Origin of the sequence: Neobacillus sp. NPDC093127, assembly GCF_044754175.1 — a bacterium.
Classification (GTDB): Bacteria; Bacillota; Bacilli; order Bacillales; family Cytobacillaceae; genus Neobacillus.
This window is the reverse complement of the sequence record NZ_JBIVOP010000005.1, coordinates 166,035-180,546: the sequence shown is the minus strand read 5'-3', so window position 1 is coordinate 180,546 and position 14,512 is coordinate 166,035. Positions and strand designations below refer to the sequence as shown.

General features: G+C 41.2%; 12 protein-coding genes. 3 read left to right on the top strand and 9 right to left on the bottom strand.

Annotation, left to right across the window (positions count from 1 at the left end; all coding sequences use genetic code 11):
• From ACIQCO_RS09395 to ACIQCO_RS09370, 6 genes are all read right to left on the bottom strand, one after another.
• Positions 1-771, bottom strand: a complete 771-nt coding sequence (locus ACIQCO_RS09395) for an SDR family NAD(P)-dependent oxidoreductase (RefSeq protein ID WP_400427741.1) — start codon at positions 769-771, stop codon at positions 1-3.
• Positions 772-855: 84 nt separating this feature from the next.
• A complete protein-coding gene (locus ACIQCO_RS09390) occupies positions 856-1,995 on the bottom strand; it encodes an acyl-CoA dehydrogenase family protein (RefSeq protein WP_400427739.1) in 1,140 nt (379 codons plus the stop codon).
• A gap of 31 nt (positions 1,996-2,026) precedes the next feature.
• Positions 2,027-3,265, bottom strand: coding sequence for a thiolase family protein (locus tag ACIQCO_RS09385; RefSeq protein WP_400427737.1), 1,239 nt, complete (start codon positions 3,263-3,265; stop codon positions 2,027-2,029).
• Between the two features lie 367 nt (positions 3,266-3,632).
• Positions 3,633-5,267 (bottom strand): AMP-binding protein, encoded by a 1,635-nt coding sequence (locus ACIQCO_RS09380; RefSeq protein ID WP_400427734.1) that lies wholly within the window; start codon positions 5,265-5,267, stop codon positions 3,633-3,635.
• 273 nt (positions 5,268-5,540) lie between these two features.
• Positions 5,541-6,479 carry an MBL fold metallo-hydrolase gene (locus ACIQCO_RS09375; RefSeq protein WP_400427731.1) on the bottom strand — a complete coding sequence of 313 codons (939 nt, stop codon included), beginning with the start codon at positions 6,477-6,479 and terminating at the stop codon, positions 5,541-5,543.
• 57 nt (positions 6,480-6,536) lie between these two features.
• Complete coding sequence (locus ACIQCO_RS09370; protein ID WP_400427729.1) at positions 6,537-7,154, bottom strand: TetR/AcrR family transcriptional regulator; 618 nt, start codon at positions 7,152-7,154, stop codon at positions 6,537-6,539.
• A gap of 211 nt (positions 7,155-7,365) precedes the next feature.
• Here ACIQCO_RS09370 and pabB point away from each other — a divergent pair, with 211 nt between their 5' ends.
• Positions 7,366-9,114, top strand: a complete 1,749-nt coding sequence (gene pabB / locus ACIQCO_RS09365; protein WP_400427727.1) for an aminodeoxychorismate synthase component I — start codon at positions 7,366-7,368, stop codon at positions 9,112-9,114.
• Positions 9,115-9,185: 71 nt separating this feature from the next.
• Here pabB and ACIQCO_RS09360 read toward each other — a convergent pair whose 3' ends face one another.
• From ACIQCO_RS09360 to ACIQCO_RS09350, 3 genes are all read right to left on the bottom strand, one after another.
• Positions 9,186-9,680: an aminodeoxychorismate lyase gene (locus tag ACIQCO_RS09360; protein WP_400427724.1), complete on the bottom strand. Its 495-nt coding sequence runs from the start codon at positions 9,678-9,680 to the stop codon at positions 9,186-9,188.
• Entirely contained in the window at positions 9,670-10,050 is a 381-nt protein-coding gene (locus ACIQCO_RS09355; protein WP_400427722.1) for a hypothetical protein, read from the bottom strand. Before ACIQCO_RS09355 ends, ACIQCO_RS09360 begins: the two co-directional genes overlap by 11 nt.
• 137 nt (positions 10,051-10,187) lie before the next feature.
• Entirely contained in the window at positions 10,188-10,685 is a 498-nt protein-coding gene (locus ACIQCO_RS09350) for a hypothetical protein (RefSeq protein WP_400427721.1), read from the bottom strand.
• A gap of 385 nt (positions 10,686-11,070) precedes the next feature.
• On the opposite strand from ACIQCO_RS09350, the gene ACIQCO_RS09345 reads away from it, so the two are divergent.
• Together ACIQCO_RS09345 and ACIQCO_RS09340 are read left to right on the top strand one after the other, a co-directional pair.
• Positions 11,071-12,075 (top strand): 2-oxoacid:acceptor oxidoreductase family protein, encoded by a 1,005-nt coding sequence (locus ACIQCO_RS09345; protein ID WP_400427718.1) that lies wholly within the window; start codon positions 11,071-11,073, stop codon positions 12,073-12,075.
• Between the two features lie 24 nt (positions 12,076-12,099).
• Positions 12,100-14,412, top strand: coding sequence for a thiamine pyrophosphate-dependent enzyme (locus tag ACIQCO_RS09340; RefSeq protein ID WP_400427715.1), 2,313 nt, complete (start codon positions 12,100-12,102; stop codon positions 14,410-14,412).
• Positions 14,413-14,512 lie beyond the last annotated feature (100 nt).

Sequence of the window (14,512 nt, the reverse complement as noted above, 5' to 3'; positions counted from 1 at the left end):
TTAGCCCGCGAAGGAAAGCCCACCATTAATACTAAGAGTTTGACCCGTAATTCGGTCAGATTCTGGTGAGGCAAAGAAAAGCGCAGCCTCTGCGACATCTTCTGCATTTGGAAGACCAAGCTTTGCACGATCGACTGCTTTTTGAAATACATGACTTGCCTCGGTAGCCATAACGGCATCAAAGCCAGGAGTGTCCTGAATGACCGTTAAACAAAGGGCATTCACCCGAATTTGCCAGCGGGCGAATTCATTAGCTAAAGCTTTATTCATTAGCACCAGCCCTGCAGCTGCTGACCCAATGAGAGATTCTCTTGGCGTTGCAATTCTCCCTGCATCGCTGGTAACAATGACAATTTTCCCGTAATTCTGCTCCCGCATATGGTCGAGCAAAGCGCGGATTGCATAAAGCCGGGATGATTGTTGACTGTTTAAACAGCCATCGTAGTCATTTGGATCCAGTTCATGAAAGAATTTGGCATATTGGACAGTAGCTCCACCGTTCGCTATTAAAATATCAATCTTTCCCATTTCAGCAACGGCCCTGTCAGCCATTTCCTTAACAGAATCATAGACAAACAAGTCACATTCTAAAAATACAGCTCTTCTGCCCAATTCCTTTATTTCAGATACGACCTGCATTCCTGCTTCGTGGTTTCTGCCACTTATCACCACATCAGCACCACTCTTTGCGAGCTTTAAAGCTGTGGCTTTGCCGATGCCATTCGTCCCTCCTGTAACTAGGGCAACTTTTCCTTCTAGATTGGTAATCATGTTTTTCTCCTTTTTCGATTAGGTTTAATCTTCTGAAATCAATAATCTGATTTCCTAACACGTTTTTGTTTGCCCCAGTTGTTATTAGGACTGGAGAACACGACCGATTGCCATGACTTCGGCTTCCTTCGTCCCTTCATAGATTTCGAGAATTTTGGCATCGCGGTACCATTTCTGGACACTGTATTCCTCCATATAACCGTATCCACCATGAATTTCTATGGCAGCGTTTGCACAAAAAACGGCTGTCTGACCACCCAAATATTTAGCCATTGCTGATAGAGTAAAATCGGGTTTTCCCGTATCAACGAGCCACGCCGCCTTATAAACAAGATTTCGCAGTGCTTCAATTTTAACTGCCATTTCAGTCAATTTGGTCATGGTGGCTTGGTAACTGCCGATTGGGTTCCCAAAAGCATGCCTTTCTTTCGAATACTTGACCGCAGCATCTAGGCATGCCTGAGAAATTCCAAGTGCCTGAGCGGCCACCATCATTCGCGTAATATCAAAAAAATGCATTAGCTGAGGGAATCCTTTACCATCCGTTCCGACAAGATTTTCCTGAGGGACGCGGACATTCTCGAAAGAAATTTGTGCCGTATCACTGGCGCGGATTCCTAATTTTCCATGCAGTTTAGTTCTAGTGATTCCTTCCTTATTTGCGTCTACGATAATTTGCGAGAATCTATTGTGCCTTTTTTCATCCGGTTGGGTAATCGCTTGCACGACCATAAAATCACAAACCGTTCCATTGGTGATGAATATTTTGCTGCCATTAATCACGAATTCATCACCATCGGGGACAGCCCGCGTTAGATATCCGGCAGCATCCGTACCGGCATTCGGCTCAGTGAAGGCACCCGAAGAAACCCACTCCCCTTGACAAACTTTCGGCAAATACTTCTGTTTTTGCTCCTCTGTTCCGTAAAGATAAATCGCCTCGCATCCGAAGCTGGCGGTAATAATATTCGTGCCTATCCCCATATCAACCCGGGAAAGCTGTTCCGTAATAACGGCTTGCCCTAAGATTCCCATTCCTGCACCGCCATATTTTTCCGGAATCCAGGCTCCAACCAGTCCCAATTCCGCAGCTTGCCTACGGATTTCTGGTGTATACTTCTCTTGTTTATCACATTCCGATGAATGTGGAGCGATTTCATTGACCGCAAACTTGTACGTCATTTCCTTTAACATATTTAATTCATCCGATAAATTAAAATCCACATTTCCACTTCCTTCTCTATCTTTTTAGTGGTCACACTTTTTCTAAAATATGAATACACATGGCAGCTTCTTCAACACCAATACTGCCGCCGCCGTTCTCAGCAAGTCCGATTCTGGAGCCAATCACCTGTCTGTCCCCCGCTTCTCCCCTAAGCTGTGTGACAACTTCGTAAATCTGCGCAAGGCCAGAGGCACCAATGGGGTGTCCTCTACTCTCAAGTCCTCCGCTCGTATTAATTGGGATGGATCCCCCAAGAGTTGTCGCACCTGATTCAGCAAGTGCGCCTCCCTCTCCAGGCGGACAAAATCCCATCGCTTCACTTTGGTGCAGTTCCCCGAAAGCCGTAGCATCATGTAACTCTGCAAGGTCAATATCCTGAGGACCAATTCCTGCCTTCTCATAGGCAGCTTTGGCAAGTCTTTCACCGATATCCTCCCCGTCAAGGTCTCTATCGGCACCTTGCCCATGTACCGAGGCAAGAATTTTTATCGGACGCGGTTTCTTTAACTTTTTCATAAAAGATTCTGAGCAAACGATGACTGCTGCTGCACCATCCCCTACCGGGGCACACATACTGCGGGTTAAAGGGAATGTTACCGGGCTATCATTTAAAACATCTTCAATGCTCATGAGGGTCTGGTATTGTGCATTGGGATTGAGCGAAGAGTGAAAGTGATTCTTAGATGCAATCGCTGCCAATTGTCTTTGCGTCGTTCCGTACTTGTTCATATGCCAGCGAGTCATCATCGCGTAAACATCCATAAAAACACTTCTGCCAGTACCAGGTGCGGATTCTTCTGGAGGATAGGAACCCACGAGATTTTTTCCATAATCTAATAGCAAACCGATCTGTTTTTCATAATTTTCGACATCCATACAACTGGAATAGGCAGATAACGATTTAGCTTTGTCAGGGTTCGTAAGCTTTTCAGAACCGACAGCAATGGCGACGTCATACATTCCTGCCCGTATTCCGGTATAGGCTAGGTGAAGGGCAGTTGATGCGCCTGCACAGGCGTTTTCAACATTAGTTACTGGGATCCGGTCCATCCCCATTCCCCTGAAAACCACCTGTCCACGAATCGAGTGCTGAGCATCAAACATCCCCCAAAAGGTATTGGAGAAGAATCCAGCTTCTAAATCCTCTTTGTTTATCCCAGCATCGATTAATGATTGATGAATTACGTCCTCTGCCATGGTACGAACTGTCTCAAACGGATATTTACCAAATTTATTCATCCCGATTCCAATGATATATACATCCTGCATAAACCTTTTTAACCCCCTATTCTTTATAGTTGGACCAACGGCAAATTCTTTGCTGGACGCAGGCATTCACCTTGATAGCGTGACTATCAACCATTCATTCAAGGTTGCTTTTCACTTCCTTAATATTCAGATAATTCCTTTAAATACATTGTAGTCATATATGACACTAGTGTCAATAACTTAATTATATGTATTTATGCTTACTTAGTCCCTAGTTTCAATTTGAAAAATCAGAAATAGGGAGCCCAATTTTTCAGCTCCCTTTGTAAATTCGTATTTTATCTCCGAAACATTAATTTAATTTTACTAAGGTTTTAAAATCCCCTTTTTTGACAAAGAGATCAACTTACATTAATCCACTCTATTTTTAATTAAGCTGAGGTTCATCTTTTAGTACTATTTCACGCAGCTTGAACTTTTGGATTTTACCTGCTGCCGTTGTCGGGAACTCATTAACGAAAAACCAAAACCTAGGCCTTTTATAACTCGCCAAATTCGCTTTACAGTATTCAGTTAATTCTTCTTCAGTTGGTTTTTTCTCAGGTGACTTTGGTATAATGATTGCAGCCACTTGCTCTCCCCAGTATTCATCCGGCAAGCCAACAACTGATACATTTTCAACCTTCGGATGTTCCTTCAAAAGGTTTTCTACTTCAATCGGGTAAATGTTGACCCCTCCACGAATTATCAAATCCTTCAATCGTCCCCTAATCTTTATGAAGCCGCGTTCGTCCATTGAGCCAAAATCACCGGAGTGGAGCCATCCATCATCCTTTAGTGTAGCGGCCGTTTCTTCCGGCATATTATAATAGCCAACCATCGTTTGATAACCACGGCAGCAGATTTCTCCATCCATCCCAAGCGGGAGCACATCACCGGTAGCTGGGTCAGCGATTTTTACTTCAATATGGGGATATGGCTGCCCAATGGTTTCAGCCTGGTCCTCTGGCGTATCATCGAGATGAGTTTGCGTCGTCCCCCCGTGCATCTCTGTTTGCCCGCACACGATCGACATTCCACAGCCCAATTCATTTTTAACACGCCTAACTAAATATGGTTCTACTTTCGATGCTCCAGACAAAATAGAGTTCAACGTTGAAAGATCATACTGATCTCGTTCAGGTAAGTTTAGGATAGCCTCTACCATCGTAGGGACGAGGAGAGCAAATGTCCCCTTCTCTTCCTCAACAAGCTTTAGAAAAAGAGCTGGGTCAAAACCTCCCACTAGTACATGGGTACCACGCTGTTGCAAAGTTCCCAATACGGCGAAACCACAACCGCCCATATGAACCAATGGCATGACATTTACCCACACGCCTCCTTCTGCCATTCCGGCCCGTTCGGCCATGAATTTTGTACTATTAGTCATACCTTTATTATGGAGGATTGCTCCTTTTGGGTTGCCGGTCGTTCCCGACGTGTACATAATCACAAAAGGATCTTCTGACTTCACTTCCGGGAAGGTTACAGACTTGTTCCCGGAATGAATGAAATCCTCGAAACTTGAAAAATTGATCACTTCTCTAAGCGCCGGTAAATTTTCACGAACATCAAGGGCTGTTTGGAGCATATTGTGACCACGATATTCCTCCGTTAGGAATAAACCTGCTGCCACTGACTGCCGTAAAACATATTCGAGTTCTTTTCCCCTTAAAGCAGGATTCACCGTGACCAAAATGATACCTGCAATCGCGCAGCCATATTCGATTAACATCCATTCAATTCTATTTGGTGCCCATATGGCCACCCGCTCACCAGGCTTGAACTTGTTTAACAGGGCACATGCCACCCGTTCTGCGTCTGAGAGAAGTTGAGCGTAGGTCCAGCGTTTGCGATTTGCCGGGTCATTTTCCCCATCTATTAATGCAATTCGATTCGGTACCTCTGCTGCTGCTTGCCGTAATACCTGAGCAACAGTTGAGTCATGCAAAGTTCTAGATGTATCAGCTGGCCAATACGATTCAGTTAAACGTCTAGTATTGTACACATTGTGGTTTTCCATATTGATCTCCCCTTGACAGATAAAGTTTAGGACATCACATTAAGTATGATTAGCTGAGGTGAAGTAAAAGCATGAGGTTTGATGATTATTCCGTTTTTAGTCTTATGCACGAAGAATCTAGATTCAAAAAAATTGTTTGCATATTTACCACTTATTCTCGATATTCATCACCTCCAAAATAACTTTTATAATATTCCGACTATTCCCTATTTGACATTGTAGGCATATATGACTACAATGTCAATATTTTCGTAAAAATTTTTATAAATAAACCTAAACAGCCTCGTAAAACCATGTTCCATTAACAAATCTTCTTGTACACTGCTGATTCAAAAACAGGTATTCCAAATGTGCTAAGGTTTCTCCAATTGCGAATCGGGTTTCGTGGATTGTCAAATTTTTAAACAGCTGCCGGCTAACTTCAATGATCGAAGAAGGCTGCTTAATAGATTGATAGACTATTTCCAATCTTTCTTGATGGTGCGCCAATAATTCTTCAATTCTTTTATTGGCATTTCGGAATGGCTTACCGTGGGAAGGTATGACAACATCTGCATCTAAACATTTAATTTTGTTCAGCGATTGAAAGAAGGATTCAAGTGGATTACGAATACCTCTAAAAAAATAAGAAATATTCGGTGAAATTCTTGGTAAGATATGATCAGTAGAAAAAAGGATACTATTTTCATTATTATATAATGTAATTAATCCATCAGAATGACCTGGGGTGAAAATAACTTCATATTCGTGTTTGCCAAATAATAGTTTCATACCCTCTGTGAGGTACTGATTGACCATAGGATATGGTTGAACTCGATTAAGAAATCTTTCTTCATCAACGATTAATTCGGATAGATTGTCTTGAGGAAGGCCGTATGTGTAAAAATTTTTTTTTACACATTCCATTGATTCGGGTTCCCAGTAGCTCAAACCTGCTTGCGCATCCACCTCAGTCATCCAAACATCAGCATTTGTTAATTCCTGCAGTTTTCCAGCAAAGCCAAAATGGTCAGGGTGATAGTGCGTTATGATGATATCCTTCACATCATGTTTCTCAATAATTGGTTTCCAAATATTTTCCGATACTTCTGTATTTAATCCCGCATCAATAATCGTCCAGCCCCTGGCCCCTTCTGCTAAAAAACAATTGACATGATTTAATCGGAATGGCAGTGGAATTGTAACTTGTGTAACTCCTATTTGAGACAGCAATTTCAGTTTCCCCCTTTTAGTTTTCAAAAAGATAGATAGTGATTCTTTTAACCAGAATTATTGTGTTTTAAAAATGGCTCGATAGCATAGGTCTGTTAGAGAATCTGCAACCGCATTGATATCCTCTGAACCCAAGTCCTCCGTCATTAAATAATGACCATATCCCTCAAACATACAAGTTAACGAGCGAATAGTTACATCTACATTTATGTTGTGGCAGTACCCCTTATCCACTGATCCTTTGATGTCATGTTCAATTCGCTTAAATAAGCTTTCGCTAATTTTCAGCCATTTACCCTCAAATTGTTTTTCCACCATTACGGCTTCCTTTAATGCCAACAATATGCTTCTATTATTCACATAATATTCCAATATTCCACGGGCTTCATATCTCATTCTTTCGTAAATACTTAATTGCATGTTCTTCGGCTGAACATAGTCATTTACCTTATCGGCCAGCTCATCAACCAATTTACCGAGGAGGTCCTGTTTATTTTTAAAATGATGGTAAAAGGTTCCATGTCCAACGTCAGCACGGGATGTAATGTCATCCACCGTGGTCTTCATATAACCAACTTCAGCAAACGCTTTCATAGCTCCAGTAATAAGCTGCTCCCTAATCCTCGCCTTGCGCCGATCCGTTCTTGTAATATTCTCAGATTTCTTCATTTCCATGATTCAATTACTCCTTTATAAATACAAATTAACTTAACTAAAATTGTAGTCACTTGTGACGCTGGTGTCAATATTTTTAATGAAACGTTTCTCATTTATACATTGACATGAAAGGGTTTTAAATTTATTGTAATCTTGTATTCCATCCTGAGTCTATCGTGGCCGAAAACGGATTACAGACGTAGAGAACTCTTTTAAAAGGACTGTAAGAATGAAAATAATACAACAACCTCTGTTATCGTTTGAATTTGCCGAATCGAACGGCAAGATAAAACCGCTTACATTTCAAAACCCAATCCAGGTGATAATGGCGGATACTATCGAAGATGTACTTCCAAGCTTTCAATTTGTCCAGGATGCCGTTGATAACGGTTATTATGCTGCTGGTTTTTTATCATATGAAAGTGCGCCCGCTTTCGATTTTGCTTATAGAGTCAAGGACAAAAGTTCAATGCCGCTGCTATGGTTTGGAATCTTTTCGGAGCCGCTTCATCAACCGCTCAGCAGTAATGGTACATATTCACATACGGAATGGAACCCATCTGTTAGTACAGATGAATACAATAAATCTATCCTATCGATAAAACAAGCGATTGAAAGTGGCGATACGTACCAGACAAACTATACGATTCAACTAAACACTCACTTCCAAGGTGACGATATCGCTTATTACGAAAAATTAAAGAGAGCTCAAGCTTCCAATTATTGTGCCTACATCAACACAGGTGAGCATAGTATTTTGTCTGCATCTCCAGAACTGTTTTTTCATTTAGACGGTGACAAAATTACTACTCGACCGATGAAGGGAACAACAAAAAGAGGAAAATCCGTTGTAGAGGATGAAGAAAACGCCAACTGGCTCTATCATTCTGAAAAAAACCGGGCTGAGAATCTCATGATTGTTGATCTGCTGCGAAATGACTTAGGCATAATCGCCGAACCTAGTACGGTTTCGGTTCCAAAGCTTTTTGAAATTGAACGTTACCCAACCGTTCATCAAATGACTTCAACCATTACAGCAAGGGTCTCAGCCAATACTAAACTCGTTGAAATTTTTAAAGCCCTATTTCCATGCGGATCGATTACTGGTGCTCCAAAAATCAGCACGATGAACATTATTGCTGATTTAGAAACGGCAGCGCGGAATGTCTATTGTGGGGCAATTGGTTTTATTACACCGAACAAGGAAGCTATTTTTAATGTACCGATTAGAACTGTTTTGATTGAACATCAATCTGGTAAAGCAACCTACGGCGTTGGCGGCGGGATTACATGGGATTCAACTACTGAAGGTGAATATGAAGAAATCGTTGCAAAAGCAAGTTTACTTGAAGAAAACAGACCAGTGTTTCAATTGCTGGAAAGCTTATTATTAGACGCCGGAAGCTATTTCTTGTTAGATGAACATCTCAATCGCTTGAAAAATACAGCTCTATACTTCGGTTTTCTATGTAATTTAGAGGTTGTCAACGAGGCATTACAAGCGTTTTCGAGACAAAATAACGAAGGGAAGTTAAAAGTTCGGCTCCTTTTGGCAAAGGATGGGGAAATTATAATTGAAGGAAACCCAATCACACCACCGAAGGCTGCATTAAAGGTTATCCTTGCCGACAAACCGTTAGATAAAAACGTGCCCTTCCTTTATCATAAAACAACGAATCGGGATATTTACTCCCACTTTCAAATAAAGAAACCTGCTCATGTTTTCGATGTGCTCCTTTGGAATAAGGACGGAGAGTTGACTGAGTTTACTAATGGGAATCTCGTTTTAGAAATTGAAGGATTACTGTGGACACCGCCCGTGAAAAGCGGCTTATTAGCTGGCACATTCCGTGAAAAGTTACTTAAAACCGGAGAAATTCACGAGAAGACATTAACCATTGCTGATATACAAAAAAGCACAAGAATCTGGTTTATCAATAGCGTACGAAAATGGATCGAGGTTCAATTGAATCATTAAAAAAGGTGCCTGACTCCCGCTGCTTTTCAGCGTTACATCACAGGGGGAAAGGCACCTTTATATACTTATGTTTACTTAAAAATAGTAGTAATTATTTGATCGGTGGACATTTCACTATCAACTACATAAGTACCTGGGCGCAAATTTTTATCTAGCCCTTTTTTCTCTACATCCATAGAGAAATTAAATCCATTCGGAATCAATTTGGCTTTTTCAAGCATTTTTCCGACATCGATACTGGTCATTCCATCGGATACGCCAACGACGACTCGTGTAACCTCTTTAGCAGGCTTTTTGTCATCAGCCGGGGCTTGTTTTTGGACGGTTGCCTTTGCTGCTTGCATATTCTTGTCATATTCAGCTTTCGATTGAACGACATAGCCTTTCGTTTCAAGGTTTTTTTTCATCTCGTTGTCTGATGATTGAACCTTTACTGTTTTTTGGTTAGTCGCTATTTTTGCAGCTGTTTTTGGCGTATCACTTGTACTAGAAAAATAAACAATTCCACTAATTGTTGTGGCGATAAGAATCCCTGCTGCAAAGCTGCTTAATAAGTTAATTCTCATTGGCAACTTTTCTCCCTTCATCCTTTATTTTCTGAAAAGGAGCCAGCCTCTGTTCAATTTCACTTTCAGGTACTTGTTTTTGTTTTGCGATACTTTCGATCGAGTAATTGCGTTTATATAAGTCTAGTACTTCACGCATGAAAACCTTTTCCTCTGAAGAAAGTTGAATCCCTGCTTCGTTCATTACCACTTCTATATCAAGCTCAAGATTCCGAATTGATTCTTGAAGGGCATTGATTTCTTTCATCGTGGATATATGAATCACATCAATTTGATTATGTTCCATTTTAGCCACATGGTTAGATTTTAATATAGAAATGATCAGTAATAAAACGGATAATACAAACAATCCGCCTAAAGTCCATACCATCAAAATAATTCCTCCTTCAATTAAATAACAAGTACTTATTATACAACCAAAACGAATTTTTTTCGCTTTTAATTATAAAAATGCGTAATAAGTCGGAGGAACTTTACAAATTTTGTGGATTGAAGAAGTCATTTCTTTCATTTCTGCTTTTTCCAATAATCCGAAATGAAGGCTTGGAACATTTCGTTTAATGCTCCCTTTTTTTGACTTTTTAACCATTCAACCTGGTCGATTGGCAGTTTTAATTTTATACTAATATCTTCAAATGGCATTTCCACTTTTCTTATTTCTTCTATAGTAATACCTTCTTCTATATCCGGAAACCAAGAATCATTTTCGTTCACTTTTTCGAAATCCTCATACTCTTGAATGTCATCAAGTTCACAAAATAAATTAAGCTGCGGCAATCCCCCTGACAGGATTTTTACATGCATAATCGAATTTATGATTCGACCATCTGCTAATTCAATCTCAATAATCAGGTTTTCTATCTTTTTATATTTTTTCACTGCAAGCTCACTTACAATGATATCTAATTCCAAGGTATATCCAGAGCTTGATTCAAAAATATAGATGGCACTTTTAAAGACATGAATACTTTCACCATCAATTTTTATTGTTTTTATTTCAACCATAAACCCTTCCCCCATATAGCTTTGTGATCCCATATATACACAAACACATATTGGATTAATTATATCCCATTATAAGTTTTTTGCTATATCTTTCTAGGTTTTATACAAAATAGACCGAATATTGTTTCTGTTTCGTCTATGGATTCAACTTCTGTTATACAACATTTTTATTCTGTACTACATCACGTCGTAAATATTAAATATTCTAATACATAAATCCCTGCAAAAAGAGGATGAAAAAAGGGTTTTAAGGCTATTGTTCGTTTTCCCCTTAATAATCTGTTGTAATTGATTTTCTATCCTGTTACAATAAAAATGGATAATTTATAGAAAATTTATAAAATTCCAATTGTTAGGTCGACTTAAACAGATAGGAGGAATACGTTTGTCAAAACTGCCGAAAACCAATGAATTAGGTTTTTTTGAAATTCGCCTTGAATCAATCGGCGGATTGGGAGCTAATTTGGCTGGAAAAATGCTTTCCGAGGATGGAGTTGTAGGAAACGGACTGAACGGAATCGGTTTTTCATCATACGGATCAGAGAAAAAAGGCTCCCCAGTAAAAGCGCATATTCGTTTTTGCGAACCTGAAACAAACATCAGAGACACGACACCAATTGAACGCCCACATGTAGTAGGTATTTTCCATGATGCCCTTTTTAAAACCATCGATTGTACAAGCGGGGTTTATCCTGACAGCAACATCTTAGTGAATTCACAAAAATCCCCTGACCAACTGAAGACGTTAATGAAAATTACTGGCGGAACAATCGCCATTGTTGATGCAACCGGAATTGCTTTAGAAGAGCAAACAAAAGCCAACACGGCAATGTTGGGAGCGCTTTATCGAATTCTCGGCTTCTTAGACCCTGAATCAATGAAACAGACGATTCGCCGCACATTCGAGAAAAAGTATCCGCACATGGTTGAACCAAATATTCGGACGTTTGACCGCGGGTACAATGAAGTCGAATTCAAAACCTATTTGGTTGATGATGGGTACGAACCACAACCATTCACGAGAGCTGAACCGCTCCTAGGCTATCAAACTCAAGCGATTGGCGGAACCATTACAAATCCAGGGAACAGCATTTTAAAGGATTTAAGCATTTCCCGTGCCGGGATGCTGCCCCATTTTCACGAAGAAAAATGTATTAATTGTGCAGCCTGTGATACGGCTTGCCCTGACTTTTGCTTTGTTTGGGAAGAAAAAGAAGACAAACGCGGCCGGCCGCAAATGTTCCTCCAAGGGATTGACTACCAATATTGCAAAGGCTGCTTGAAATGCGTCACAGCATGTCCTGTTGAAGCATTATCAGGCGAAAGAGAATATAATGACGGCTATGCCGACAAGAACCGTGTGCCGCATTTATATGATTTGACTACCTAAAATTAAGAAAAGGGCGGGATCTTCATGTCAATTAATTTAGAACAAGAAAAGGGATCGATTAATCAAGGATCCGTTGAACAAACTGTTGTTTTTGAATCAGGCAATGAAATGGCTGCCTATGCTGCACACCAAATTAATTATCATGTAATGGGCTATTTTCCGATTTCCCCTTCTACAGAAGTTGCCCAGTTCCTCGATGGGATGAAAGCCAAAGGAGAACATGATATCGTGTTGATTCCTGCCGATGGCGAACACGGATCCGCCGGCATTTGTTACGGGGCGTCAACTGGCGGTGGACGTGTGTTTAACGCAACTAGTGCCAATGGCTTTCTCTATATGTTAGAGCAGCTGCCTGTTCAATCCGGAACTCGATTTCCGATGGTATTGAATTTAGTCAACCGCTCCGTATCGGGACCTTTAAATATTCATGGAGATCACTCCGATTTATATTTCGCGTTAAATACGGGATGGCCCATTTTGATGGCCCGTGACCCGCAAATCGTCTATGATATGAACTTGATTGCTATTAAACTAGCAGAAGATCCTGAAGTCCGACTTCCAGTGATTGTATCATTCGACGGTTACTTCACCTCCCATCAAAAGCGGCGGGTACAGGTGTTGAAAAATAAACAAGATGTTCACACGTTTATCGGCGATCCTCCGAGGAACTTCCCTCATGCGTTAGATCGCGAGAATCCGGTCACGATTGGCCCTTATATGAATGAACCCGATTATATTAATAACTGCTATCAACAATCGGAAGCGATGTATCAAGCAGAGCATGTCTTCGAGAGAATTTCGAAGGAGTATACGGAATTAACTGGCCGGGAATATCCTGTCCTCGATTTATATCGTATGGATGACGCAGAAGTTGCCGTATTTATGTTAAACTCAGCCGCCGAAGTTTGTAAAGACGTAGCCGACAGGCTCCGCCTGCAAGGGATAAAAGCCGGGGTCATCTCTCCGAATATGATTCGCCCCTTCCCGCAGGCAAAATTAGCGGAAGCATTGAAAAATGTGAAAGCGGTTACGGTTGGAGACAGGGCCGACTCGTACGGAGCACATGGCGGAAACATGGCCCTAGAATTAAGAGCGGCGCTGCAAACCGTTGGAAATGTCAGCACAAAGGTGATTAACCGCATCTACGGATTAGGCGGTAAAGATTTTTATGCAGATGACGCGGAACACTTTTTCCGCTTAGCGATTGATGCAGCTGAAACTAGCTTTGTTGAAAAGGGATTTGATTACTTTGGACATAATCCCGGCAGGCTGGAATTCGCACCAAAGCGCGTCTTAAATCCAATGAAAAAAGAAGAGTTGAATTCAGGATTAATCACCGTCACTCCTGATGAAAATACCTGTGAACTAAAAGTGAAAATCCCGCCGCTAAGGAGCTTAACAAAAAAACCAAAACGGTTAGCTTCCGGACACGGAGCATGTCCTGGCTGCGGCATTTTCTCAGGGCTCGAGTTGTTTTTTAAAGGAATTGAAGGAGATATTGTCGCGTTATTCCATACCGGCTGTGCCATGGTCGTGACGACTGGTTTTCCATACAGCGCCCATAAAGCGACTTACATTCACAATCTTTTCCAAAATGGCTCAGCAACATTATCGGGTCTGGTGGAAATGTTCCATGAACGAAAACGGCGCGGTGAATTAGCTGAACTGGGCTTAAGCGATGATTTTACCTTTGTCATGGTTACAGGCGACGGCGGGATGGATATTGGCATGGGCCCTGCCATCGGAACCGCACTGCGCAACCATAAAATGATTATCCTTGAGTATGATAATGAGGGCTACATGAACACAGGCAGCCAGCTCTCCTATTCGACACCGATGGGACATATGACAAGTACCTCAAATGTTGGTTCCTTTCAGAATGGAAAGCCATTCCATCACAAGGATACGGCCCAAATCATGGCTGCGACCCATATTCCTTATGTCTTTACTGGGACAGAGGCATTTGACCGCGACCTTTTAAAGAAAGCAGCTAAGGCTGGGTGGTATGCTAAAAATGAAGGCCTGGTTTACGGCAAAATTTTAATTACCTGTCCATTGAACTGGAAATCAAAGGATGAATTAGGGCAGACAATTGTTGAGGCTGCCGTCAACACCTGCTTCTTCCCTCTTTATGAGGTGGAACGCGGAATCACGACGATTACCTATGATCCTGAGGCTAAAAATAAACGGTTGGCCGTAACGGAGTGGCTAAAGCTGATGGGTAAAACGAAACATATGCTAAATGAAGACAGCCAAGACATGCTGCAAATGTTTGATGATGAGGTCGAACGCCGTTGGAAACGTCTCAAAGCGAAAGATGAGAGCCCTTACCTATAAATGAAACATTAATCAGGATAATAATGAGGTCAGTCCCCAACGCATGTATGTAATCATACATTAGAGGACTGACCTCATAAGCTTTGGAAAAAATTTATGG

What these genes read in the sequence shown, in the direction of transcription:
- ACIQCO_RS09395 (WP_400427741.1), bottom strand. Translation starts at nt 771, where the DNA reads ATGATTACCAATCTAGAAGGAAAAGTTGCCCTAGTTACAGGAGGGACG.
- ACIQCO_RS09385 (WP_400427737.1), bottom strand. Translation starts at nt 3,265, where the DNA reads ATGCAGGATGTATATATCATTGGAATCGGGATGAATAAATTTGGTAAA.
- ACIQCO_RS09380 (WP_400427734.1), bottom strand. Translation starts at nt 5,267, where the DNA reads ATGGAAAACCACAATGTGTACAATACTAGACGTTTAACTGAATCGTAT.
- ACIQCO_RS09370 (WP_400427729.1), bottom strand. Translation starts at nt 7,154, where the DNA reads ATGGAAATGAAGAAATCTGAGAATATTACAAGAACGGATCGGCGCAAG.
- pabB (WP_400427727.1), top strand. Translation starts at nt 7,366, where the DNA reads ATGAAAATAATACAACAACCTCTGTTATCGTTTGAATTTGCCGAATCG.
- ACIQCO_RS09360 (WP_400427724.1), bottom strand. Translation starts at nt 9,680, where the DNA reads ATGAGAATTAACTTATTAAGCAGCTTTGCAGCAGGGATTCTTATCGCC.
- ACIQCO_RS09355 (WP_400427722.1), bottom strand. Translation starts at nt 10,050, where the DNA reads ATGGTATGGACTTTAGGCGGATTGTTTGTATTATCCGTTTTATTACTG.
- ACIQCO_RS09350 (WP_400427721.1), bottom strand. Translation starts at nt 10,685, where the DNA reads ATGGTTGAAATAAAAACAATAAAAATTGATGGTGAAAGTATTCATGTC.
- ACIQCO_RS09340 (WP_400427715.1), top strand. Translation starts at nt 12,100, where the DNA reads ATGTCAATTAATTTAGAACAAGAAAAGGGATCGATTAATCAAGGATCC.